The sequence below is a fragment of the Oceanicola granulosus HTCC2516 genome (assembly GCF_000153305.1).
Lineage (GTDB): Bacteria > Pseudomonadota > Alphaproteobacteria > Rhodobacterales > Rhodobacteraceae > Oceanicola > Oceanicola granulosus.
This window is the reverse complement of sequence record NZ_CH724108.1, coordinates 693,698-716,074: the sequence shown is the minus strand read 5'-3', so window position 1 is coordinate 716,074 and position 22,377 is coordinate 693,698. Positions and strand designations below refer to the sequence as shown.

At 73.4% G+C, this 22,377-nt stretch carries 16 protein-coding genes and 1 pseudogene; 9 read left to right on the top strand and 8 right to left on the bottom strand.

Annotation, left to right across the window (positions count from 1 at the left end; translation table 11 throughout):
- Window positions 1-177: 177 nt before the first annotated feature.
- The gene (locus OG2516_RS15560; RefSeq protein WP_007256670.1) at window positions 178-2,187 is read right to left on the bottom strand and encodes an aldo/keto reductase; all 2,010 of its coding nucleotides are present in this window, start codon (window positions 2,185-2,187) and stop codon (window positions 178-180) included.
- On the bottom strand, window positions 2,184-4,424 hold the full coding sequence (locus OG2516_RS15555) for a glycoside hydrolase family 2 protein (protein WP_007256669.1): 2,241 nt from the start codon (window positions 4,422-4,424) through the stop codon (window positions 2,184-2,186). The genes OG2516_RS15560 and OG2516_RS15555 overlap by 4 nt, the downstream gene beginning before the upstream one ends.
- 125 nt (window positions 4,425-4,549) lie before the next feature.
- On the opposite strand from OG2516_RS15555, the gene OG2516_RS15550 reads away from it, so the two are divergent.
- Window positions 4,550-5,434 carry a helix-turn-helix domain-containing protein gene (locus OG2516_RS15550; RefSeq protein ID WP_007256668.1) on the top strand — a complete coding sequence of 295 codons (885 nt, stop codon included), beginning with the start codon at window positions 4,550-4,552 and terminating at the stop codon, window positions 5,432-5,434.
- Here OG2516_RS15550 and OG2516_RS15545 read toward each other — a convergent pair.
- Window positions 5,431-5,943, bottom strand: coding sequence for a hypothetical protein (locus OG2516_RS15545; RefSeq protein ID WP_007256667.1), 513 nt, complete (start codon window positions 5,941-5,943; stop codon window positions 5,431-5,433). The genes OG2516_RS15550 and OG2516_RS15545 overlap by 4 nt on opposite strands.
- An 85-nt stretch (window positions 5,944-6,028) precedes the next feature.
- Between OG2516_RS15545 and OG2516_RS15540 the strand changes: the two genes are divergently transcribed.
- From OG2516_RS15540 to OG2516_RS15530, 3 genes are read left to right on the top strand one after another with little or no spacing between them, the layout of a single operon-like run.
- The gene (locus tag OG2516_RS15540; protein ID WP_007256666.1) at window positions 6,029-7,030 is read left to right on the top strand and encodes a hypothetical protein; all 1,002 of its coding nucleotides are present in this window, start codon (window positions 6,029-6,031) and stop codon (window positions 7,028-7,030) included.
- 45 nt (window positions 7,031-7,075) lie between these two features.
- The gene (locus tag OG2516_RS15535) at window positions 7,076-7,597 is read left to right on the top strand and encodes a DUF421 domain-containing protein (protein WP_007256665.1); all 522 of its coding nucleotides are present in this window, start codon (window positions 7,076-7,078) and stop codon (window positions 7,595-7,597) included.
- 59 nt (window positions 7,598-7,656) lie between these two features.
- Window positions 7,657-8,940, top strand: a complete 1,284-nt coding sequence (locus tag OG2516_RS15530) for an O-acetylhomoserine aminocarboxypropyltransferase/cysteine synthase family protein (protein ID WP_007256664.1) — start codon at window positions 7,657-7,659, stop codon at window positions 8,938-8,940.
- Window positions 8,941-8,997: 57 nt separating this feature from the next.
- On the opposite strand, the gene OG2516_RS15525 is transcribed toward OG2516_RS15530, so the two are convergent.
- The gene (locus OG2516_RS15525; RefSeq protein WP_007256663.1) at window positions 8,998-9,735 is read right to left on the bottom strand and encodes an SIMPL domain-containing protein; all 738 of its coding nucleotides are present in this window, start codon (window positions 9,733-9,735) and stop codon (window positions 8,998-9,000) included.
- Window positions 9,736-9,929: 194 nt separating this feature from the next.
- Between OG2516_RS15525 and OG2516_RS15520 the strand changes: the two genes are divergently transcribed.
- Together OG2516_RS15520 and OG2516_RS15515 are read left to right on the top strand one after the other, a co-directional pair.
- A complete protein-coding gene (locus OG2516_RS15520; RefSeq protein WP_425357554.1) occupies window positions 9,930-14,441 on the top strand; it encodes a hypothetical protein in 4,512 nt (1,503 codons plus the stop codon).
- 74 nt (window positions 14,442-14,515) lie between these two features.
- Complete coding sequence (locus OG2516_RS15515; protein WP_007256661.1) at window positions 14,516-16,405, top strand: cation:proton antiporter domain-containing protein; 1,890 nt, start codon at window positions 14,516-14,518, stop codon at window positions 16,403-16,405.
- Window positions 16,406-16,408: 3 nt separating this feature from the next.
- On the opposite strand, the gene cobT is transcribed toward OG2516_RS15515, so the two are convergent.
- Entirely contained in the window at window positions 16,409-17,428 is a 1,020-nt protein-coding gene (gene cobT / locus OG2516_RS15510; protein ID WP_007256660.1) for a nicotinate-nucleotide--dimethylbenzimidazole phosphoribosyltransferase, read from the bottom strand.
- 77 nt (window positions 17,429-17,505) lie between these two features.
- On the opposite strand from cobT, the gene OG2516_RS15505 reads away from it, so the two are divergent.
- A complete protein-coding gene (locus OG2516_RS15505) occupies window positions 17,506-18,249 on the top strand; it encodes an adenosylcobinamide-GDP ribazoletransferase (protein ID WP_425357553.1) in 744 nt (247 codons plus the stop codon).
- Here the strand turns inward: OG2516_RS15505 and OG2516_RS15500 are convergent.
- Together OG2516_RS15500 and OG2516_RS15495 are read right to left on the bottom strand one after the other, a co-directional pair.
- Window positions 18,246-18,944 carry an FG-GAP repeat domain-containing protein gene (locus OG2516_RS15500; RefSeq protein WP_007256658.1) on the bottom strand — a complete coding sequence of 233 codons (699 nt, stop codon included), beginning with the start codon at window positions 18,942-18,944 and terminating at the stop codon, window positions 18,246-18,248. The two genes, OG2516_RS15505 and OG2516_RS15500, sit on opposite strands and share 4 nt — an antisense overlap.
- The gene (locus tag OG2516_RS15495) at window positions 18,944-19,267 is read right to left on the bottom strand and encodes a 2Fe-2S iron-sulfur cluster-binding protein (protein WP_007256657.1); all 324 of its coding nucleotides are present in this window, start codon (window positions 19,265-19,267) and stop codon (window positions 18,944-18,946) included. Before OG2516_RS15495 ends, OG2516_RS15500 begins: the two co-directional genes overlap by 1 nt.
- 141 nt (window positions 19,268-19,408) lie before the next feature.
- On the opposite strand from OG2516_RS15495, the gene OG2516_RS15490 reads away from it, so the two are divergent.
- On the top strand, window positions 19,409-19,957 hold the full coding sequence (locus OG2516_RS15490) for a peptidoglycan-binding domain-containing protein (RefSeq protein ID WP_007256656.1): 549 nt from the start codon (window positions 19,409-19,411) through the stop codon (window positions 19,955-19,957).
- 315 nt (window positions 19,958-20,272) lie between these two features.
- On the opposite strand, the gene OG2516_RS15485 is transcribed toward OG2516_RS15490, so the two are convergent.
- Entirely contained in the window at window positions 20,273-21,670 is a 1,398-nt protein-coding gene (locus tag OG2516_RS15485) for a Do family serine endopeptidase (RefSeq protein ID WP_156799405.1), read from the bottom strand.
- A 285-nt stretch (window positions 21,671-21,955) separates the two neighbouring features.
- Between OG2516_RS15485 and OG2516_RS15480 the strand changes: the two are divergent.
- Window positions 21,956-22,377, top strand: a pseudogene (locus OG2516_RS15480) (Re/Si-specific NAD(P)(+) transhydrogenase subunit alpha); the annotation flags it as partial.

Here is a 22,377-nt window from a genome sequence, read left to right as displayed (position 1 = left end):
CCCGTAGGCCGGGCTTCAGCCCGGCCCGCGCCAACGGCCCCGTACCGCCTCGTAGGCCGGGCTTCAGCCCGGCCCGCGCCAACGGCCCCGTACCGCCTCGTAGGCCGGGCTTCAGCCCGGCCCGCGCCAACGGCCCCGTACCGCCTCGTAGGCCGGGCTTCAGCCCGGCCCGCGCCCCTACCCCTCCGCCTCCAGGTTCAGCCAAGCCACCTCCTGCGCGCTCAGCTCCACTGCCAGCGCCGGCAGCGTCGAGGCCAGCTCGCCGGGCGAGCGCGGGCCGATCAGCGCGAACGACGGGAAGCCCTGCGCCAGCACCCAGGCCATGGCGACGGCGTGGGCGGTGGTGCCGCGCTCGGCGGCGAGCTGTTCGGCGCGGCGGCGGCGTTCGGCGTTGGCCTCGCTGCCGAAGCAGGTCTCGGGCGCGGTGTCCTCGGGCAGCCGGCCCCGGATCTCGGGCGGCAGAAAGTAGCCGCGCGCGCCCGACGACCAGCTCAGATGCATCACCTGCTCGCGGCGCAGGAAGCCGAGCGTCTCCGGATCGTTGGAGCTGACGCAGCCGGGCCAGACCGGCCGCTCCATCACCGCCAGCGCCAGGTTGTTGTTGAGCAGCGACGGCGCGGCCTTGCCCCGCGCGGCGGCATCGGCGCGGGCCTCGGCGAGGCGCGCGGCGCTCCAGTTGGAGCCGCCCCAGAGGCCGATCCGCCCGGCGCGGTGCAGCCGGTCGAGCACGTCGACGAACTCGCCCACCGGCACGTCCGGGTTGTCGCGGTGCATCACGTAGATCGGCGCCCGCTCGAGGTTGAGGCGGTCGAGCGAGATGTCGAGCTGCGTCTCGATGGCGTCGGGGGTGCAGTAGGGCGAGTGCGCGCCCTTGACGATAACGGTGATCTCGTCGGCCACCCCGCGCGCGGCGATCCACTCGCCGAGCACCGCCTCGTGCCGCCCCGCGCCGTAGACGAAGGCGGTGTCGAAGGCGTTGCCGCCCGCCTCGAGCCACGCGTCCCAGATCACCGCGCCCTCGGCTACGGTGTTGCGGTTGTCGCAGCCCATCACGAAGCGGCTCATCGGCCGCTCCAGCCCCTCGACGCGCACCTGCGGCATCTCGGGCAACCCGCGCGGCAGGGTGCGCGGCAGGCGGCGCAGGCTCGCGGCATCCTCGCCGACGGTGCGGTAGCCAACCTCGGCGCGCCAGGTGTCGAGCGCCTCGGCGATGGCGATGCTCTCGGCGTGCGACACCGCCGGGGCGGGTGGCTCTGCGAGGCCCCGCGCGACGGTCTGGCTCGCCGCCTCGGCCTCGAAGGCGAACAGGTGCTCGGGGTGGCGCAGCACGATCTCCTCGGTCTCGCCGCCGCGCGTCAGCAGCAGCGTCGCGTCGGAGGGGCCGGCGTCGCGGCCGGGCATCCACGGGTTCGGCAGGCGCAGGCTCCCGGCGCTGCCCTCGAGCACCAGCTCGTTGGCCATCGCCCGGGCGACGCCGCAGGCGATCTCCGCCGTCAGCCCCTCGCCGAAATCGAGCAGCCCGTAGGCCACCTCGTCGACCCCGGTCGGCCCGACATGCCCCACCCCGCGCAGCGCCAGCGGCGCGGCGAACGGCGCGCCGCGCGCGAGGCCGGCGCAGAAGAGCGCGGCGGAAACGGGGTAGCCGCCGACATCGAGAATGCCGCCCCCGGCGAGCTCGCGCGCATAGAGCCGCGATTCGGCCTTGCGCGGCGCGGCGAAGCCGAAGCTCGCCCGGACGTGGCGCAACTCGCCGATCGCCCCCTCCCGGACCAGTTCGGCCAGCCGGGCGATCTGGGGGTGGAAGCGGTACATGTAGCCCTCGCCGAAGGCGACGCCCTCCTGCCGTGCCGCCTCGACGAGCGCCGTCGTCTCGGCGGCGTTGAGCCCGGCGGGCTTCTCCACCAGCACCGCCTTGCCCGCCCGCAGCGCCATGAGCGCGAACTCGGCGTGGAAGGGATGCGGCGTCGCGACGTAGACCGCGTCGACCTCCGGGTCCGCGACCAGCGCCTCGGCGTCGCCGTAGCGGCGGGCCTCCGCCACGTCATAGCGCGCCCCGAAGGCGGCCCGGCGCTCGGCGCTGCGGCTGGCGATCGCGTGCAGCACGCCCGAAGGGGCCTCGCTCAGGCCGTCGGCGAAGTTGTGGGCGATGGTGCCGGGGCCGATGATGCCCCACCGGGTCTGCGTCATGGTTGCTCCTCAGTGACGGAAATGGACACCTCGACCGGCGCGAAGCGGCCGGAGGCGACGGAAAGCGTGACGGTGCCGGGCGCGGTCAGGCGTACCCAGGCGCCGGTGGTGCCTCCGCGCAGCACCCGCTGCGCGGGGCCGATCAGCGCGCCGGGGCCGGAGACGTCGAGCGTCACCGCGTCGGCGAGGAACGGCAGCACGTTGCCCGCCTGGTCCTTCGCCCGGATCATCACCCGCACCTCGTCGCGCACCCGCGCGGCGGCGAGGTCGGGCCGCACCTCGAGCGTCGTGGGCACCGGGTCGGCGACGAAGCGGCGGCGCGCGACCTCCTGGCCGCCGACGTAGCCGACGAACTCCACGTCTTCCCACGCCATCCCCCAGCTGCCGAGCTCCTGGCGGCTGAAGTCGCGATGGTCGAGGATCACCGGCGGGTGCGGCAGGTGCGGGTAGCGGCTGCGCGCCGGGCCGATGCGCTTGACCTTGTCCGCCCCGAGCCGGACCTCGATCTCGTCGCAGTTGGTCAGCACCGTCAGCGGCAGCACGCCGCCGATGTTGCGCTCGCCCCGCGCCCAGACCGTCACCGGCGTCATCACCACCCCCGCCGCCGGATCGCGCTGGCTGGCATAGGCGTCGGCGGCGAACTTCTTGTCGCGGAACATCGTCATCACGCCGTGGTGGCAGATGCGGTCGCCGGCGCCGAAATCCTTGTGGGTGTTGTAGTCGAACATGCACCAGCCGATGCAGCCCGAGATCGCCGGGTCGCCGTACATCGCGTCGAGCACGTCGAGGTGGCGCGTCACGTGCTCGACCTGGCGCAGCTCGGGATCGCCCGCCTTGGTGGGGAACATGTGGCCGTTATACTCGGTCACGAGGTAGGGCACGTCGCGCTTGAGGCCCGTGGTCTCGCGCTGCGCGCGCAGGGCGGTGCGGGGGCGGTTGGAGAAGGGCTGCTCGAAGTCGCCGAGGATGAAGTCGTTCATCGTGTAGACGTCCTCCAGCATCTCGCTGTCGGTGATGAAGCGCACGCCGCCGGTCTGGCGCGTCGGGTCGAGCGCGCGGGCGAGGCGGTTGGTCTCGGCGTAGAAGTCGTGGTCGTCCTGGCTCTCGTTGATGCGCACGCCCCAGATGACGATGGAGGGGTGGTTGCGGTCGCGCTCGATCATCCGCCGCACGTTCTCGACCGCTTCCGCCTTCCAGTCCGCGCCGCCGATATGCTGCCAGCCGGGGATCTCCTCGAAGACCAGCAGGCCGAGCTCGTCGCAGCGGTTCAGGAAGTGCTTGCTCTGCGGGTAGTGCGAGGTGCGCACCATGTTGCAGCCGAGCTCGTGCTTGAGGATCTCGGCGTCGCGCTCTTGCGAGTGGCGGCCCTGGGCGTAGCCCGAATGGGGGAACGACTGGTGGCGGTTGAGGCCGATCAGCTTGAGCGGCCGGCCGTTGAGCCGGAAGCCGGTCGCGGTGAACTCGGCGGTGCGGAAACCGAAGCGCTCGGTGACGCGGTCGGTGCCGGCGGCGCTCTCGAGTGTCAGCTCGACGCTGTAGAGCGCCGGGTCGTCGAGCGTCCAGAGCCGCAGCCCCGTCAGCCCGTCGAAGTCGAGCCGCGCCGCGCCGCCTTCGGTCTCCGCCTCGGCGCGCGCGATCAGGCCGCCCTCGCCATCAAGCAGCCGTGCCGTGAGCCGTGCCGGGGCGGGCGCGCTGTCGAGCGCGGCGTGGATGCGGACGCTCTTCTTGCCCGCCAGCGCGTCGGGCGTGGTGATGGTGACGTGGCCGAGCGCGAGCCGGGGCAGCACCTGCAGGCGCACGTCGCGGTAGAGGCCGGCATAGGTGAGGTAGTCGATCTGGCCGCCGAAGGGCGGGATCTCGGGGTTCTCCGCGCCGTCGACCTTCACCGTCACGATGTTGTCGCCCGGCCGCAGGTGCTCGGTCAGCTCGGCGTGGAACGGCGTGTAGCCGTCCCGGTGCCGCGCCACCTCCTGCCCGTTCACCCAGACCACGGCGTCGGCCATCGCGCCCTCGAACAGCAGCCGCACGCGCCGGCCCTCGAAGCGCGGCTCCCACGCCAGCACCCGCTGATAGGTGAACGGCTTCTGGTAGGCGGTCTCGTCGAAGTAGTCGAACGGCAGCTCCACCGCGCTGTGCGGCAGGCTCACCGGCGCGCCCTCGAGCCGCCTGCCGACAGCGGCGGGCGAGAAGCCGGGGGCGAAGGTCCAGTCGTCGACGAGGGGCGTGTCGGTGCGCATGAGGCGGTGTCTCCGGGTACGGCGGATGTGCGGGCGCCCGCTGGAGGACGGGGCCGCGACGAGGTAGACAGCATCGCGGGCGGCCGGTCTCGGCCAATCGGGAGCACTTGTGGGCGAATGGTAAGATGAGCGGCAAACGGACGTGGGATCTGACGGGATCGCCCATCTCGACGACGCCCGGCCTGCTCCATGCCAGCCGGTGCGAGCCCGGCATCATGCCCGCGCCTCACTGGCACGCGCAGATCGAGATCAACTACGTCGAGCGCGGCGCGCTGCAATACCAGATGGCCGACCACGCGCTGAGCCTGCCGGCGGGGGAGATCGCGCTGTTCTGGGGCGGGCTGCCGCACCGGCTGACCGACACCGGCGCGGACACGATCTACCACGTCATCCACCTGCCCCTGCCGCACTTCTTCCGCCTGCGCCTGCCCCCCGGGGTGCAGCGCGGGCTGATGACGGGCGCGGTGCTCGCCGCCGCGGGCGCGCCGGCCGAGGAGGAGGCTCTGTTCGGCCGCATCCGCGCCTACCTCGCCTCCGGCAATTCCCGCCGCGCTGCCCACGCGATCGACGAACTGCTGCTGCGGCTGGAGCGGATCGCGCTCGAGCCGCACCGGCTCTGCGGCGGACGGCTCGGCGCGGCGGCGCGCGGGGCCGAGCCGGGCGGCCACCCGGCGCTGCTGCGGCTGTTCGAGGCGGTCGCGGCGGTGTTTCGCGACGAGGTGCGCGCCGCCGACATCGCCGAGGCGGCGGGGCTGCATCCGAAATACGCGATGAGCCTGTTCAAGCGCGCCACCGGCATGAGCCTCGCCGACTACGTCACCCTGCTGCGCCTGTCCTTCGCCCAGTCGCGCCTCGTCGCCGACGAGGCCAGCGTGCTGGAGATCGCGCTCGACGCGGGCTTCGGCTCGGTCTCGGCCTTCAACAAGGCCTTCCGCCGCCAGACCGGCACCACGCCGACGGCCTACCGCAAGAGCCTCGTTGCCGGCCCGCGCGAGCTGGCCGCGCCCTAGGGGATCTCGATCTGCGCGCGCTCGAAGCGAGCGAAGTCGCCGGTGCCGTCGTCGAAGGTGACCTGCACGTAGATCGATTCGACGCTCCCCGGCGGCAGCGCGATGTAGGGCTGGAACGCCGGGTCGCTCATCGCGTTCGGCGTCGCCGTGTCCTCGTGGCAGGGCTCCATTGCCACCACCTGCTCGGGCGGCGCGCCGTTGAGGCCGTAGCTGATGTCCCAGAGCCCGCAGCGCCAGCTGAGCAGGTGCGTGAAGTAGAGCAGGTCCTGCCCCTCGTAGTCGCGCACGGCGACCCAGTTGGCCTTGGTCATGCCGAGGATCGGCTTCACCTCGATGGCGGTGGTGAACTTGCCCGTCGCGATCTGCGGCTCCGGCGCGGGCGCGGCGGCGTCACCCGAGCCTTCGTCGAGCGGCGCGAGCACGGCGCTTTCCTCGCCGGGCGCGGCCCGGGCGGGCGGCTCGATGCCGAGGACGAGCCCGATCACGTATGGCAGGAACAACTCGATCATGTCTTCTCCCCCTGTCGCGCGGCTTTCGCCCGCCCGCACCCTGCCCCTATAGTCGCCGCAACCAAGAACCAGGGGCAGGCAGATCATGGCGCGAAACGCCGGCGCGGGCAAAGACTTCAACATCATGGTCGTCGGCCAGGCCGGGCGGGTCGGCTACGAGGCGCTGCTGTTCGCCGCCTCCCTCGCCCGCAGCGCCCCCGGCCTCGCCGCGCGCCTGTACGTTGCCGAGCCGCAGCCCGGGGCCCGCTGGTCGGGCGATCCGCGCATGAGCGACGAGGTCCGCGGGGCGCTCGAGTCGCTGGGCGCGCGGGTGGTACCGTTCGAGAGCGCGGTGTTCGGCGACAGCTACCCGCACGGCAACAAGATCGAGGGCCTCGCCGCCCTGCCCGCGGGCGAGCCGTTCGTGTTCTTCGACAGCGACACCCTCGTCACCGGCGACCTCGCCGCGGTGCCGTTCGACTTCGACTGCCCCGCCGCCTCGATGCGCCGCGAGGGAACGTGGCCGGAGGAGGAGCTCTACTGGCCCGGCTACACCGCCATCTGGCGCAGCCTCTACGACCGCTTCGGCCTCGACTTCGAAAGCTCGCTCGACCCGGGCCAGCCCGACGAATACTGGCAGCGCTACCTCTACTTCAACGCCGGCTGGTTCTTCGGCGCCGACCCGGCCGCCTTCGGCGCCCGCTACACCGACTGGGCGCGCGAAATCCGAGATGACCCGCCGCCCGAGCTCGTCATCCAGCCGCTCGACCCGTGGCTCGACCAGGTGGTGCTGCCGCTGGTGATCCACTCCTTCGGCGGCGGCCGCCCCGGCCCCGAGCTCGACGGGCTCGACGGTGACGTCACCTGCCACTGGCGCGTTCTGCCCCTGCTCTACGCCCGCGAGAGCGACCGCGTCGTCGAGGTGCTCGAGGAAGTCACGGCGCCGAACCGGATCAAGAAGGTGCTGAAGGGCCACGAGCCGTTCAAGCGCATGATCTTCCAGGGCCGCGGCCGGAAGGTGCGCGCGCTGTTCGACCGCAACGACCTGCCCCGCCCCGAGCGCAAGCTCAGGAACCGCATCAAGAAGGAAGGCTTCTGGATGCGCTGACCGGGCGCGGCGGACCCGCACGGACCCGGGCGGCGTTGGGGGCGCATGGACCCGTCGATGTTCTTCCAGGGCTGGGCCGGCATCGGGCGGACGCTCGTGGTCGGTGTCCTCGCCTACGCTTCCATGGTGATCGCGCTGCGCATCTCCGGCAAGCGCACCCTCGCCAAGCTCAACGCCTTCGACCTCGTGGTGACCGTGGCGCTCGGCTCCACCCTCGCCTCGATCCTGCTGAGCGAGAACATCGCGCTCGCCGAGGGCGTCACCGCCATCGTCGTGCTGATCGGCTGCCAGTACCTCGTCGCCTTCACCTCGGTGCGCTCGAAGCGCGTGGCGCGCGCGGTCCGCTCCGAGCCGACGCTGCTGATGCGCAACGGCGAGGTCTGCCGCGACGCGCTGCGCCGCTCCCGCGTCACCGAGGCCGAACTCGGCACCGTCATCCGCAACAGCAGCACCGACGATCCGTCCAAGACCGCCGCCGTGATCCTCGAGAGCGACGGCTCCTTCAGCGTGATCCCCAAGAGCGAGGACGGCGACGCCGACTATTCCGACGCCGGGCTGAGCGCCTGACGCTTTCCTCTCCCGCGTCCCCGGCCTAGCTTCGCCCGGGACAGAAAGAGAGGGATTCGATGACCGACTTGAAGTTCGACACGTTGCAGGTCCACGCCGGCAGCAGCCCCGACCCCGCCACCGGCGCGCGCCAGACGCCGATCTACCAGAGCACCGCCTACGTCTTCCGCGACGCGGACCACGCCGCGCGGCTGTTCAACCTCGAGGAGGTGGGCTTCATCTATTCCCGCCTCACCAACCCGACGGTCGCCGTCCTGCAGGAGCGCATCGCGACCCTCGAAGGCGGCGCCGGCGCGGTCTGCTGCTCGTCGGGGCACGCCGCCCAGATCATGGCGCTGTTCCCGCTCATGGGGCCGGGCAAGAACGTCGTGGCCTCGACGCGCCTCTACGGCGGCACCGTCACCCAGTTCAGCCAGACCATCCGCCGCTTCGGCTGGTCGGCCACCTTCGTCGACTTCGACGACGAGGACGCCGTGCGCGCCGCCATCGACGACGACACCCGCGCGATCTTCTGCGAGTCGATCGCCAACCCGGGCGGCTACGTAACCGACATCCCCGCCATCGCGGCCATCGCCGACGCCGCCGGGCTGCCGCTGATCGTCGACAACACCTCCGCCACCCCCTACCTCTGCCGCCCCATCGAGCACGGCGCGACGCTGGTGGTGCACTCGACCACCAAGTACCTGACCGGCAACGGCACCGTCACCGGCGGCGCGATCGTCGATTCGGGCAAGTTCGACTGGATGGCCTCGGACAAGTTCCCGTCGCTCTCGCAGCCCGAGCCCGCCTACCACGGCCTCACCTTCGCCGAGGCGCTGGGCCCGATGGCCTTCACCTTCCACTCCATCGCCATCGGCCTGCGCGACCTCGGCATGACGATGAACCCGCAGGCGGCGCACTACACGCTCATGGGCATCGAGACGCTGTCGCTGCGCATGGAGCGCCACGTGGCCAACGCGCGCAAGGTGGCCGCCTGGCTCGAAGGGCACGACGCCGTCAAGGCCGTCACCTACGCCGGCTTGCCCTCCTCCCCCTATGCCGAGCGCGCCGAACGGCTCTACCCGAAGGGCGCGGGCGGGCTGTTCACCGTCGCGCTCAAGGCCGGCTACGAGGGCTGCGTGAAGTTCGTCGATTCGCTGGAGCTGTTCAGCCACGTCGCCAACCTCGGCGACACGCGCAGCCTCGTGATCCACTCCGCCTCGACGACCCACCGCCAGCTCACCGAAGAGCAGCAGATCGCCGCCGGCGCGGCACCCGACGTGGTGCGGCTGTCGATCGGCATCGAGGACGCGGACGACCTGATCGCCGACCTCGAGCAGGCGCTGGCGAAGGTCTCCGCCTGATCGCCGGGCTCGCGCACCTCACGCGGTGCGCGAGCTTCCGCCGCTAACGCGCTGGTACTATTCGACTTCCCGAACCTGGAAGACCATCGACACGTCGGCGCTGATGGCGATCTCGCCCTCGGCGACGGGCACCGACGCCACCCGCGCCTCCATCATCGGCATCGGCGGCCCCGACCCGGCCCCGGCCTCGCTCAGGCTGAGCAGCTCGCCGAGGGCCACCCCGGCCGCGTCGGCGAACAGCTCCGCCTTGGCACGCCCGTTGGCCACCGCCTCGCGGCGCGCCTCGTTCAGGACCGGCTCTGGATCCTGGAGGCCGAACTCGATCCCCTGCAACTCGTTCGCCCCATCGCCGATCACCGCGTCGAGCACCTCGCCGATGATGTCGAGATCGCGCACCCGCACGGTCAGGATCGACGAGGCGGTGAAGCCGTCGATGCGGCTGGAGCGCGAGCTCGAATAGTCGGTCAGGTTGGGCGACAGGCGCAGGCTGCCGGTCCGGATGTCCGCCGGCGCGATATCGGCCTCGGCGAGGCGGTCGAGCACCGCCGCCAGGGCCGTGCTCATCTCGTCGACGGCCGCGTCGGCGGCCTTGGACTGCGCGGTGACGCCGAGGCGCACTGTGGCCATGTCGGGGGTAACGGAAATTTCACCATGTCCTGCTACGCTGATCGTCGGCGGCTCGTAGGGCTGCGCGTCGGCCGGACGCGGGGCCGTCGCGACGAACGCGAGGAAGGCCGCGAGGGCCGTCAGGGGGAAGAAGATGCTGGTTTTGCGGGCGCCGGAGCGGGTGATCATGACTGGCCTCCTGATCGATATGGAACGGATCGTCCCCTGCTTGGACGCGCCCCGCAAGCGGTTCCTTGGCGACGCCGGCGGCAGCCTTGGACTGCGCGGAAAACTGCTGTAGTTTCGCGGCGCCGGCGGCAGTGCTTGCGCCCTTTCCGACACCTGCTAGAGCGATAGGAATGACGCCGAACCCTCCCTTGACCGTGGCCCCAGATTTCGCGCTGTCGCTGTCGTTCGACGGCCTCCGGCTGCTCCAGCGCGCCGATACCGGCTGGCTGCTGGTCGGCGAGGCCGCGCTCGACTCGCCGGACATGCGCGCCGCGCTGGCGCGGCTACGCGCGCGGGCGCGGGCGCTGGCCGGCGGTCCGTTCCAGACCAAGCTGCTGATCCCCAACGAGCAGATCCGCTACCTCGCCCTCGACGGGCTCGAGGCGGGCGAGGCCGAGGTGCTCAAGGCGCTCGACGGCGCCACCCCCTACCCGGTCGCGGATCTCGTATACGACTATACCAAGGGCGGCGGGCGCACCTACATCGCCGCCGTCGCGCGCGAGACGCTGCGCGAGGCCGAGGCCTTCGCCGCCGAGCACGGCATGTCGCCGGTGAGCTTCGCGGCGGTGCCCGCGCCGTTCACCTTCGTCGGCGAAGTGGTCTTCGGGCCGGCCTCCGCCGCGGGCGACGTCACCGTCGAGCGCGACAGCGACCCGGTCCGGGTGGTCGGCGTGGCGCACCTGCCCGACGAGGCCGAGGCCGTCGCCGCCCAGCCCGCCCAGGCCGCCGCCGCCGTCGCCGCTCCCGCACCGGTGCTCGAAATGGCCGGTGTTGACGCCGGCCCGGTCATGCAGGCTGCCCCTCCGGCCGACCCGCCTGGCGAGCGTCCGGGCTTCGGCGAGGCGCGGCACGGCTGGACCGGCCCCGCCGCCGACAGCCCGTCCCCCACCGCGCCGGCGCCGCGCCCGGCGATGCCCGTCCCGCCGCCGACCCCGCCGAGCTTCTTCGCCCGCTCCCGGGACGAGGCGCCGGAGGAGGAGCCGCAGCATGAGCCGGAGCAAAACGTTGCCGACGAGCCGGAGGAGCGGATCGACGAGCCGGAGGATATGACCGCGCCCGCCGAGGAGCCACAGCCTGTCGAGGAGCCGGTGGCGGCCGCGCCGGAGGAACCGGAGCAGAAGACGGCTGCCGAGCCGGAGCAAACCGCCGCGCCTGCCGATGAGCCCCAGCCTGCCGACGCGCCGGCGGACGAGGTGCCGATGTTCACGTCGCGCCACCGCGCCGTCCCGGAGCCGGAGCCCGAGACCGATCCCGCGCCTGAAGCGGCTCCCGAGGAGCCCGTCCTCAGCTTCCGCAGCCGCGCGACCCGCGCGACCCGCAACGACGACATCCCCCCGCCGCCGCCCAGCCGCCCGCCGCTGACCGCGCGCGATGACATCCCCCCGCCCCCGCCGCCGCGCGCGCCCCACCGGGTGTTGCTGTCGGAGGGCGCGCCGAGCGAGCCGGATGCGCCCACCGCAAGCGACGCACCGATGTCGTTCCAGGAGCGGATGCGCGCACGGCTCGCGGCCCGCGACGACGCGCCCGCCGCGCCGCCTCCCGGAACGGCCGAAGCCGCGCCGCTGACCTTCCGCGATCGGATGATGGAGCGCTTCGGCGGCAAGGCCGATGCGCCGGACGCCGGTGACGGCGCGCCGAGGCCGCGCTTCGAGCTGCCGCCCGAGGGGACGCCGCCCGACCCGCCGCGCGGCTTCATCGAGCGGCTGCGCGCCCGTGCCGAGCCGCCGCCGCCCCCCGCGGCGAAGCTCGGCTTCACCGCCGCCCGCCCCGCCGCCGCCCGCCCCGCCGCCGCGGGGCCTGTCGCCGGCGCTGCGCTCGGCGCCGCCTACGCCGCGCCCGATGGCCCGGCGATCCCGGTCACCGGCCGCGCCGAGGGGGCGGTCGACGAGACGCACGCGCCCGGCCTCGGCCTGCCCGACCGCCCGGCCCCGATTCCCGAACCCGCGCCCGAGGCGCCGCCGGCCAAGCCCAAGCGCGGCCGCAAGTCCGGCAAGGCGAAAGCCGCTCCGCCCCTCGCCCCGCCGCCGGGCGACGCCGCCAGGCCGGCCGAACGCAACGCCGCGACCGCGGATGACGAGCGCGCGCAGATGACGATCTTCGGCGCGCGCCGGCTCGAGGAAGAGCGCCGCATCGGCGGCAAGCCCCGCTTCCTCGGCGTGATCCTGACGGCGCTGCTGCTGCTCTTCCTGGCCGTCGTCGGCGCGCTCGCCGCGGCCAACAGCGACAGCATCGCGCGCTGGTTCGGCGACCTCGCCGGCACCCGCACCGCCACCGCCACCGCGCCCGCCGAGCCGGAGCCCGAGCCCGCCAGCGCCTCCGCGCTCTCGGCCGACATCGCGGCCCCCGCGCCGCAGCCCGAGCCGCTGGTGCCGCCCGAGGCGGACGGGGGCCTCGCCTGGACCGAGGACAACAGCCTTCCGGAGGAAGACCTCACCAACAACGCCGAGGCCGGCGACGCTCCCGCCGCGCCCGTCGCCGAGGCCGTCGAGCCCGCGCCCGAGATCGCGATGCTCGCGCCCGAGGCGCCTGTTGCCGAGGCCGAGGACACCGACAGCGCCGCGCCCGAGGGCAGCCTGCTCGAGCCCGTCGCCACCGCGCCGCCGCCCGTCCAGCAGCCCATCGGCCGCGTGCTCAGCCCCGCCGAGGCCCAGCGCATCTACGCCGCCACCGGCGTCTGGCAGCGCGCGCCGCGGATCCCGGTGACGCCGCGCACCGAGGTGCTCGAAGAGCTGCCCGTAAGTGCCCCCGTGGGCTACGACTTCACCGCGACGCCAGCCACGCTCGACAGCCCCGGCGCGTCGGCGGGCGACGTCCGCATCCCGACTCCGGCCGACCCGCCGCCGCCGGGCAGCGCCTTCGAGCGCGACGAGGACGGCTTCATCCTCGCCACCGAGGACGGGACGCTGACGCCCGACGGCATCGTCGTCTTCGCCGGCGCGCCCGAGCGCGAGCCGCCGATCCGCCCCGGCACCGAGCCGCCGCCGGTCACGCCGGTGTCGCTCGCCGCCGAAGGCACGCAAGTCACCGAGGTCAACGGCACCGTCGTGCTCTCGGGCGAGGTGCCGCTGTCGCCGCCGGAGCGCCCGGCGGAGGCGCTGGCTGCCCGGTTCGGCCCGTTCCCCGGTGCGGATGTGGCGGAGGTGGTCGCCGAGGTTGAGGTCGCGCCCGTCGAGGCGGAGCCGCAGCCGCAGGTCGCCCTGCTCGACGATGCTCCAATCGACCCGCCGTTGCGCCCGGAGGACATCGCGCCCGTGACCGAGCCGGCCGCCGCGCCGCCCGTCGCCGTGGCCTACACCACCACGCCGGGCCTGCTGCCGCCGCTGCGCCCTGCCACGCTCGCGCCCGGGGTGGTCCAGGAAGCACCCGTCGCCGCCGTCGCGCCCGAGCCCGCCTCGGTGGCCTACGTGCCCGCCATCGGCCTCACGCCGCCGACGCGCCCGGCCGAGCTCGCACCGGAAGAGGCCGCGCTTGCGCCCGCTCCGACCGTCGCGCCCGAAACGAGCGACGTCGCCTACCTGCCCGCCGTCGGGATCGCCCCGCCGACACGCCCCGCCGCCCTCGCGCCGGATACCGTGGCAGCGGTCACGCCCGAGCCGGAGACCCCTGCCGTCGACGCCGCCGTGCCGCCCGTGGCCTACCTCGCGACGATCTCGCTGCGCCCGCCGACCCGGCCGGGCGAGGTCGAGCGCGTTGCCGCCGCCGCCGAACCGTCCGCCGAGCCGGCCACCGGCGTGAGCTACCTCGAGCAGCGCGCCGCCAACCCGCCGTCGCGCCCGACCGGCCTCGCGCCCGAGGCGGCCGTCGAGGAGACCGCGACCGACGCCGCCCCGACCACGCTCCCCTCCGAGCTGCTGTTCCTCGATTCGATCAGCTTCCGGCCGCAGCTGCGCCCCGCCGCGATGACCATCACCGCCGCCGCGAGCCCGGCCGATCCGGTCGAGGTCGTGCGGCCAGGCGGCGTTTCGCTGGCGTCGCTGCGCCCGCAGCTGCGCCCGGGGACGGACGTCAACGTCGCTGTCGCCGCCGCGCTCGCCGCCGATCCCGCGCTCGCCGGCCCCCGTCCCAACCTGCGCCCCGAGGATATCGCGCCGACCGACGAGGAAGCCGCGGAAGAGCTCGACGACAGCGCCGAGGCCGTCGCCGCGGCGTTGGCGGAGGCGACCGAGCCGCCCGCCGAGACGGGCAACGACACCGCCGCCGCGCTCGCCGCCGCCGCCGCCGCGCTCCAGCAGAGCGTGCCGCGCGAGGCGCTGGCCTCGGCGACGCGGCAGGCGGTGGGCCGCTCGCTCCGCCCCGACCCCCGGCCGCGCAACATGGCGCGCATCGTGCAGAACGCGCAGCGCGCCAGCGCCCGCGCGACCGCCGCCGCCGCACCCGCGGCCGCTCCCGTCACGCCCCGCGCCGTCGCGCCCTCCGGCCCGACCACCGGGAGCGTCGCCGCCGCCGCCACCTTCGAGAACGCGATCAACCTGCGACGCATCAACCTGATCGGCGTCTACGGCCGCATCGACGACCGCCGCGCCCTCGTGCGCCTCGCCAACGGGCGCTACGTGAAGGTCAGCGTCGGCGACCGGCTCGACGGCGGCCGGGTCAGCGCCATCGGCGACAGCTACGTCGATTTCACCCAGCGCGGCAGGGCGGTGCGCATCGCCATGCCGAACGGCTGACATCGCACCGCCTGTGCCGGTGACGGCGGCACGCCGCGATTGCATTGCCGCCGAGGCGCTGCGATAGCAATTCGATGCAGGGCTTTCTGATCCAAGCGACGATCTACCTCGGCGCGGCCGCCATCGCGGTGCCGCTCGCGGCGCGCCTGGGGCTGGGATCGGTCCTCGGCTACCTGCTCGCGGGCGTGGCCATCGGCTTCATCCCCGGCATCGGCTCGGAGACGGAGGAGCTGCAGCACTTCGCCGAGTTCGGCGTCGTGGTGATGCTGTTCCTGATCGGCCTCGAGCTCGAACCCCGCGCCCTCTGGGACATGCGCGACCGGCTGATCGGGCTCGGCGGGCTGCAGATCACGCTGACCACCGGCCTGATCGCCCTCGGGGCCGCCGCGCTCGGCATTGCCTGGCCGACGGCGCTGGCGGTGGGGATGATCTTCGCGCTGTCCTCAACGGCCATCGTGCTGCAGACCCTGTCGGAAAAGGGCCTGATGCAGACGCCCGGCGGACGGTCGACCTTCTCGGTGCTGCTCACCCAGGACATCGCCGTGATCCCGATGCTGGCGCTGCTGCCGCTGCTCGTCGTCGGCACCGGCTCAGCCACCGCCCTGCACGGCGAGGCGGCGCACGGGCCCGAGGTGCACGCGATGAGCCTCGTGGAGGGCCTCCCCGGCTGGGGGGTGACCCTGGTCACGCTGGGCGCGGTGGCGGCGATCGTGCTCGCCGGGACCTACCTGACGCGCCCTGTCTTCCGCTACATCCAGCACGCCCGCCTGCGCGAGATGTACACCGTGCTGGCGCTGCTGATGGTGGTGGCGATCGCGGTGCTGATGCAGTCCGTCGGCCTGTCGCCCGCGCTCGGCACCTTCCTCGCCGGGGTGGTGCTGGCCAATTCCGAGTTCCGCCACGAGCTCGAGAGCGACCTGGAGCCGTTCAAGGGCCTGCTGCTGGGGCTGTTCTTCATCACCGTCGGCGCGGGGATCGACTTCGAGCTGCTGCTCGCGCACCCGCTGACGCTGTTCGGCCTGACGCTCGGGGTCATCGTCATCAAGGGCGTCGTCCTCTACCTGCTGGCGCTGCTGTTCAAGCTCCGGGGCCGCGACCGCTGGCTCTTCACGCTCGGCCTCGCGCAGGCGGGGGAGTTCGGCTTCGTGCTGATCTCCTTCTCGCTCCAGCAGGCGGTGCTGACGCAGGAGGCGGGGGCGATGCTGCTGATGGTCGTGGCGCTGTCGATGATGATCACGCCGCTGCTCTTCATCCTCAACGAGCGCCTGTCGCGCCGGATGGTCGAGGCGGCCGACGCGCCGGCCGACGAGATCGACGAGACCGGCCCCGTCATCATCGCCGGGATCGGGCGCTTCGGGCAGGTGGTCAACCGGCTGGTGCGTTCGGCCGGCTACTCGACCGTGGTGCTCGACGCCAACCTCGCGACGGTCCAGACCATGCGCACCTTCGGCTTCCGCGCCTTCTTCGGCGATCCGACCCGGCCCGACCTGCTCCACTCGGCGGGCTTCGACGACGCCTCCGTGCTGGTCGTCGCGCTCGACGATCCCGCCGCGGCGACCCGGCTGGTGCGCTACGCCCGCACCGCGCGGCCCGACATCCACATCGTCGCCCGCGCGCGCGACCGCATCCACGTCTACCAGCTCTACCAGGCCGGGGCCGACGACATCGTGCGCGAAACGTTCGATTCGTCGCTGCGGGCCGGGCGCTACGTGCTCGAGAACCTCGGGCTCAGCGAGTACGAGGCCAACGAGGCCGAGGTCTACTTCTACCACCACGACCGCAGCGCGATGCGCACGCTTGCGCAGCTCTACAAGCCCGGCGTGCCGGTGTCGCAGAATCCGGAATACGTCGCCAAGGCGCGCGAGCTGGAGCGCGATCTCGAGACCGCGCTCGCCAGCAATCTCGACGTCGAGGCGATGGGCCTGCAGCGCAAGGGCGCCGCCGGGGGGCGGGCGAAGGAGTGAGGCTCAGCCGTCGCTGACTCCGGCCTCCGCGAAGGTCGCCATGCCCGAGTGGCACGCCACCGCGCCGCGCAGCACCCCGAGCGCCATTGCCGCGCCCGTGCCCTCGCCGAGCCGCATGTCGAGATCGAGCAGCGGCGACAGGCCGAGGTGGTCGAGCAGCCGCCCGTGAGCGCTCTCGGCGCTCCGGTGGCCGGCGAGCGCGTGGTCGAGCGCCCCCGGCGCGGCGGCGTGCAGCACGGCGGCGGCGGAGGTGGCGATGAAGCCGTCGAGGATCACCGGGATCCGGTGGCTGCGCGCCGCCGCGATGGCGCCCGCGATGGCCGCGATCTCGCGCCCGCCGAGGCAGCGCAGCACCTCGAGCGGCTGCCCGGCCAGTGCGCCCGCGTTGGCCGCGAGGCCCGCGTCGATCACCGCCGCCTTCAGCTCCAGCCCCGCCGCGTCCACGCCGGTGCCCCGCCCGGCCCAGTCCACGCCGCGCCCGCCGCAGAGCGCGGCGGCGATGGCGGCGGCGGCGGTGGTGTTGGCGATGCCCATCTCGCCGGCGATGAACAGGTCCGCCGCCGGGTCGACCGCCTCCCACCCTGCGCCCAGCGCGGCGACGGCCTCGGCCTCGCTCATCGCCGGGCCGGCGGTGAAGTCGGCGGTCGGCTGGTCGAGCTCGAGCGCGACGACGCCCATCGTCGCCCCGTAGGCCCGCGCGAGCTGATTGATCGCCGCGCCGCCGGCCTCGAAGTTGGCCACCATCTGCACCGTCACGTCGGCCGGGAACGCCGAGACGCCGCGCGCGGCGATGCCGTGGTTGCCGGCGAAGACCACGATCTGCGGCGCCTCGAGCGAGGGGCGCGGATCGCCCCGCCAGCCGGCGTACCAGATCGCCAGCTCCTCGAGCCGCCCGAGCGCGCCCGGCGGCTTGGTGAGCTGCCCGTTGCGCGCCTCGGCGGCGGCGATGGCGCCGGTGTCGGGGGCGGGCAGGTCGGCGAGGCGGCCGGCGAAGTCGGCGAGGGTGGTGAAGGGAACGGGCATCGGGCCTCTCGTTTGCATTGGCGGCAGGCCCTCTCTATCGAACGGACGACCGGGGAAAAGGGGGCCTGATGCGACGCTTGGCTGATTTCGCGCGACGGCGGCTGGCGGATGTCGCGGCGGCGCTGGCGCTGTTGACCCGCCTGCCAATGCCCTCCGCCGCACCGGGGCCGCAGGCGGCATGGGCCTGGCCGCTGGCGGGGCTGGCGGTGGGGGCGCTCGCGGCGGGCGCCGCGGCGCTGGCCGGCGCCGTCGGCCTTCCGCCGGGCGTCGCCGCCGGGCTGGCGCTGGCGGTGGCGGCGCTGGCGACGGGGGGGCTGCACGAGGACGGGCTGTCGGACAGCGCCGACGGGCTCTGGGGCGGCGGCCACCCGGAGCGACGGCTCGAGATCATGCGCGACAGCCGGATCGGCAGCTACGGCGCGCTGGCGCTGGTGCTCGGTCTCGGCCTGCGCTGGAGCGCGCTCGCTTCCGCCATCGCGGCGGGCTGGCTCTGGCCGGCGCTGCTCGTGGCGGGGCTGGCGAGCCGGGCGGCCATGGCGGCGCTCGCGGCCGCCCTGCCCTTCGCGCGTCCCGACGGCCTCGCCCGCCTCACCGGCCGCCCGCCGCCCCGCGCGGCGCTCGCGGCGATGGCGCTGGCGGGCGCGGGCTGCCTGCTGCTCGCGCCGTGGGCGCTGGTGGCCGTCGCGCTGGCGGCGGGGGGGCTGGTGGCGCTGCTCGGACGGGTCGCGCGGAGGCGGATCGGCGGGCAGACCGGCGACATCCTCGGCGCGGCGCAGCAGCTTGCCGAGATCGCGGTGCTGCTGGTGTTCGCGGCGCTCTAGCCGGGGCAGTCGAGCGCGGCGGCGAGATCGCCGAGCCCGGTGAACGGCCCGAGCGCGCGGCTCTCGAGCCGGCCGTCGCGCAGGCGCGTCGCCATCACCCGGCTCCAGTCCGCGTCGGCGGTGATCATCTCGATGCCGTCGCCGCAATCGCGCAGTCCGCCGTGGATCGCCGGCTCTCCGTAGGAGTGGTTGGTCAGCCCCTCGGCCACCGCCTCCTCGCGCAGCGCGCCGTCGGCGAACTCGAGCACGATCAGCCGTTTGGCGAGGTGGGGGCGGTCGATGTAGGCCAGCTCGACGCGCCCGTCGCCGTCGAGATCGGCCACGCCGACCGGAGCCAGCCAGCGGTTGCGCTGGCCGAACCAGTCGTTCGCCGCAATCAGGGTGCCTTCGGCGCCGTAGATCGCGAGCCGGGCCCCGAGGTCGCGATTGCTCTCGACCACCACCGCCTCGGTCGCGCCGTCGCCGTCGACGTCGACCACGCGCGGCGCGGTGTCCTCGAACACCCGCTCCTCGGGCAGCCGCACCGTCACCGGCCCTCGAGCCGTCTCGAGCACCAGCGCGCCCCACTCGACCGGGTCGCCCAGCGCCCCGTGCGGGTAGCGGTCGGTCGGCTCGGCGTAGGTGGCGGCGTCGATGCCCTGCGCCGCCGCTCCGCCAGCCGCGAGGGCGGCGAGGAGCGCGGCGCGCAGCAGCATCAGATCTGCTTCTCGGGCATCTGCACCACCAGCCCGTCGAGCGCGTCGCTCACCTTGAGCTGGCAGGTCAGGCGCGAGCGCGTCGGGTCGGGCTCGTAGGCGAAGTCGAGCATATCCTCTTCCATCGCGTCGCGCTCGGGCAGCTTCTCGACCCATTCGGGCGCGACGTAGACGTGGCAGGTCGAGCAGGCGCAGGCGCCGCCGCAATCGGCCTCGATGCCCGGAATGCCGTTGTCGCGGGCGCCTTCCATGACCGTCATGCCGTTGGCGACCTCGACCACGTGCTCCTTGCCGCCGTGCTCGATGTAGGTGATCTTCGCCATGTCCGCTCCTTTTGTCGTGCTGCGGCCCTGTCTAGAGCGGCCCTGCCGGGGCTGCCAGTGACATTTGCGCGGGTTTGCCAGTTGCGCCGCATCGGCTAGAAGAGCGCGCAGCGGGGCGCAAGACCCCCGAGGAGGAGCGCAGTGATCAGTCCCAGCCCCCGAGCCGCGACGCTGCTGGCGCTGCTGCTCGCCGCCTGCGCGCCCGGCGACGACGGCGCGGGCCGGATCGCGCCGTTCGCCGATCGGCTCGAGATCGCGCGCGATCCGGAGGGCCGATGCCTCGGGCGCACCATCAGCCCGGCGCTGATCGAGACGGTGACCGAGCAGGTGATCGTCGCCCCTGCCGAGATCGGTCCCGACGGCGCGCAGCTGCGCCCGGCCACGTTCCGCACCGTCACCGAGCAGCGGATCGTGCGCGAGCGGCGGGAGACGGAGTTCGAGGCGATCTGCCCCGAGGCGCTGACCGTCGAGTTCGTGACCAACCTGCAGCGCGCCCTGCAGGCCCGCGGCGCGCTCACCGGCCCCGCCGACGCCGCCTACGACACGCGCACGCAGGCGGCGGTGCAGGCCTTCCAGTCCGAGATCGGCGGCCCCGACAGCCCCGTCCTCGCCCGCACCACCGCCGTGCGGCTCGGGCTCGTCGCCCTGCGGCAGTCGGAGATCGACATCCTCGACGAAACCGCCCGCTGAGCGATCTGGCCGGCCGGGCCGGGTGCGACGGGCTGGCGGAGCGCGAACTGCGCCGCCCGGGCAGCGCCGGCCCGCGGGGCGGGATCGTACTATGTGCGCCGCGCCCGAAAACCCCGAACGGCCGCAGCTCGGCGCCGCCATCGCCAGAAGCGCCGCCCCGTGGGGGCGGGCCGGCGCTGCCCGGCCGGGGGCCGGGCGGGGCGTGTCATTGCCCCTGCGCGAAAAAGAACGGCGCTCGATTGCCTGCCCACCGGGCAAAAGAAAACGGCCGGTGCGCAAGGCACCGGCCGTCCGTGTCTCACCCGGAAGCGAGGATCACTCGGCGTCGTCGTCCTCGACCTCTTCGTCTTCGTCGACGAGGCTCAGCGCGACGAAGCGCGGGTCGCCGCCGCGGCGGACGAGGAGGAGCAGCGAGCGGCGGCCGGCGTCGCGGGCCTCCTCGATACGGGCCTCGAACTCGGCGTAGGTCCCGACCGGTTGCTGGCCGGCCTCGGTGATGACGTCACCGGCGACGAGCCCCTTGGAGGCGGCCTCGCTGGCCGGGTCGATGTCGGTGATCACCAGGCCGCTCTCGACGGACAGGCCGTACTGCTCGACCAGCGCCTCGTCGACCTCGGCCACGCTCAGGCCCAGCACCTCGTTCTCGACGGCGTCCTCTTCGGGCGCATCGGAGGAGGCGGGGAAGGCCACGGCCTCGTCGGTCTCGCGGCGGCCGAGCGTCACGGTCAACTCGACGAGCTCGCCGTTGCGCAGCACCTGCACGGGGACGTCCTTGCCGACCGGCGAGTTGCCGACCATCCGGACGAGCTCGCGGGTGTCCTCGACCGCGATGCCGTCATAGACGGTGATGACGTCGCCGGCGAGCATCCCGGCATCGTCCGCCGGCCCCGGGGGCACGTCGGTGATGAGGGCGCCGGAGGCGGTCTCGAGCCCGTCGATGGCCTCGACCATGTCCGGCGTCACGTCCTGGATGCGCACGCCGAGCCAGCCGCGGCGGGTCTCGCCGAACTCCTGGAGCTGGTCGACCACGTTCTTGACCACCGCCGACGACATGGCGAAGCCGATGCCGATGGAGCCGCCGGTCGGCGACAGGATCGCGGTGTTCACGCCGATCACCTCGCCGCCCATGTTGAACAGCGGGCCGCCGGAGTTGCCGCGGTTGATGGCGGCGTCGGTCTGGATGTAGTCGTCGTAGGTGCCGCTCAGGGCACGGTTGCGCGCCGAGATGATGCCGGCGGAGATCGAGAAGCCCTGGCCGAGCGGGTTGCCCATGGCCATGACCCAGTCGCCCACCCGGGCGCCCTCGCCGTCGCTGTCGCCGAAGGCCACGTAGGGCAGGTCCTCTGCCTCGACCTTGAGCAGGGCGATGTCGGTGTTCGGGTCGGTCCCGACGACCTCGGCGGGGAGCTCGTTGTCGCTGTCGTAGAACTCGATCAGGATCTCGTCGGCGCCCTCGATCACGTGGTTGTTCGTGACGATGTAGCCGTCGGCCGAGATCACGAAGCCGGAGCCGAGCGCGGACGAACGGCGCGGGCCGTCGTTCTCGGGAAGGTTGCGGAAGAAGTCCTCGAAGGGCGAGCCCTCGGGCACGATGCCGTCGGGGCCGGTGCGGCCGGCGACCATGGTGGAGGTGGTGATGTTGACGACGGCCGGGCTGACCTGCTCGGCGAGGTCGGCGAAGGTCGTCGGGCGGCTCTGGGCCTCGGCGGGCATGGCCTGCGAAAGCGCCAGCGCGGCACCGAGGACGAGCGCCGTGAGGGCCGCGCGAAGTCGCTGCGGCGGGGTTTCGCACGTCGGCGAATAGGCGAGCACCTTGAATGTCACGGGAGTAGTCTCCTGTCAGTTCGGAATCGGTGGAACAGGCCGGGCCCGCTCCGTCCGCTAGTGATGAAGCTACCCGTCCGGTTGCGCAACTCAAACCCCGCGCACGTTTCGTCACCCCCGTGTGACGAGCCGCAACACTTCGGTGGGGTTCGGGTGGAGAAGGGGGGGGAAGTCATGGCCGGAGAGGCGCGTGTCCCTCTGACACCGGCCTCGGCGAAGGAGTTGCAGAAACTCGGCCATGCGTGCGTGATCGAGACCGGCGCGGGCCTCAGGGCCGGCTTCACCGACGCCGCCTACGAGGCCGCCGGCGTCGAGATCGCTGCGAGCGCCGAGGCGCTGTGGGACGTGGCCGACATCGTCGCCAAGGTCCGCCCGCCGACGCCGGACGAGCTCGGCCGCACCCGCGAGGGACAGCTCGTCATCTCGTTCTTCTACCGCGCCCAGAACGGCGACCTGCTCGACCTCGCCAAGGACAAGGGCGCCTCCGTCATCGCGATGGACATGGTGCCCCGCATCAGCCGCGCGCAGAAGATGGACGCGCTCTCCTCGATGGCCAACATCGCCGGCTACCGCGCGGTCATCGAGGCGGGCAACAA

What these genes read in the sequence shown, in the direction of transcription:
- OG2516_RS15560 (WP_007256670.1), bottom strand. Translation starts at nt 2,187, where the DNA reads ATGACGCAGACCCGGTGGGGCATCATCGGCCCCGGCACCATCGCCCAC.
- OG2516_RS15495 (WP_007256657.1), bottom strand. Translation starts at nt 19,267, where the DNA reads ATGGCGAAGATCACCTACATCGAGCACGGCGGCAAGGAGCACGTGGTC.
- cobT (WP_007256660.1), bottom strand. Translation starts at nt 17,428, where the DNA reads ATGCCCGTTCCCTTCACCACCCTCGCCGACTTCGCCGGCCGCCTCGCC.
- OG2516_RS15525 (WP_007256663.1), bottom strand. Translation starts at nt 9,735, where the DNA reads ATGATCACCCGCTCCGGCGCCCGCAAAACCAGCATCTTCTTCCCCCTG.
- OG2516_RS15555 (WP_007256669.1), bottom strand. Translation starts at nt 4,424, where the DNA reads ATGCGCACCGACACGCCCCTCGTCGACGACTGGACCTTCGCCCCCGGC.
- OG2516_RS15485 (WP_156799405.1), bottom strand. Translation starts at nt 21,670, where the DNA reads ATGCCCGCCGAGGCCCAGAGCCGCCCGACGACCTTCGCCGACCTCGCC.
- OG2516_RS15500 (WP_007256658.1), bottom strand. Translation starts at nt 18,944, where the DNA reads ATGCTGCTGCGCGCCGCGCTCCTCGCCGCCCTCGCGGCTGGCGGAGCG.
- OG2516_RS15535 (WP_007256665.1), top strand. Translation starts at nt 7,076, where the DNA reads ATGGACCCGTCGATGTTCTTCCAGGGCTGGGCCGGCATCGGGCGGACG.
- OG2516_RS15540 (WP_007256666.1), top strand. Translation starts at nt 6,029, where the DNA reads ATGGCGCGAAACGCCGGCGCGGGCAAAGACTTCAACATCATGGTCGTC.
- OG2516_RS15515 (WP_007256661.1), top strand. Translation starts at nt 14,516, where the DNA reads ATGCAGGGCTTTCTGATCCAAGCGACGATCTACCTCGGCGCGGCCGCC.
- OG2516_RS15550 (WP_007256668.1), top strand. Translation starts at nt 4,550, where the DNA reads ATGAGCGGCAAACGGACGTGGGATCTGACGGGATCGCCCATCTCGACG.
- OG2516_RS15545 (WP_007256667.1), bottom strand. Translation starts at nt 5,943, where the DNA reads ATGATCGAGTTGTTCCTGCCATACGTGATCGGGCTCGTCCTCGGCATC.
- OG2516_RS15530 (WP_007256664.1), top strand. Translation starts at nt 7,657, where the DNA reads ATGACCGACTTGAAGTTCGACACGTTGCAGGTCCACGCCGGCAGCAGC.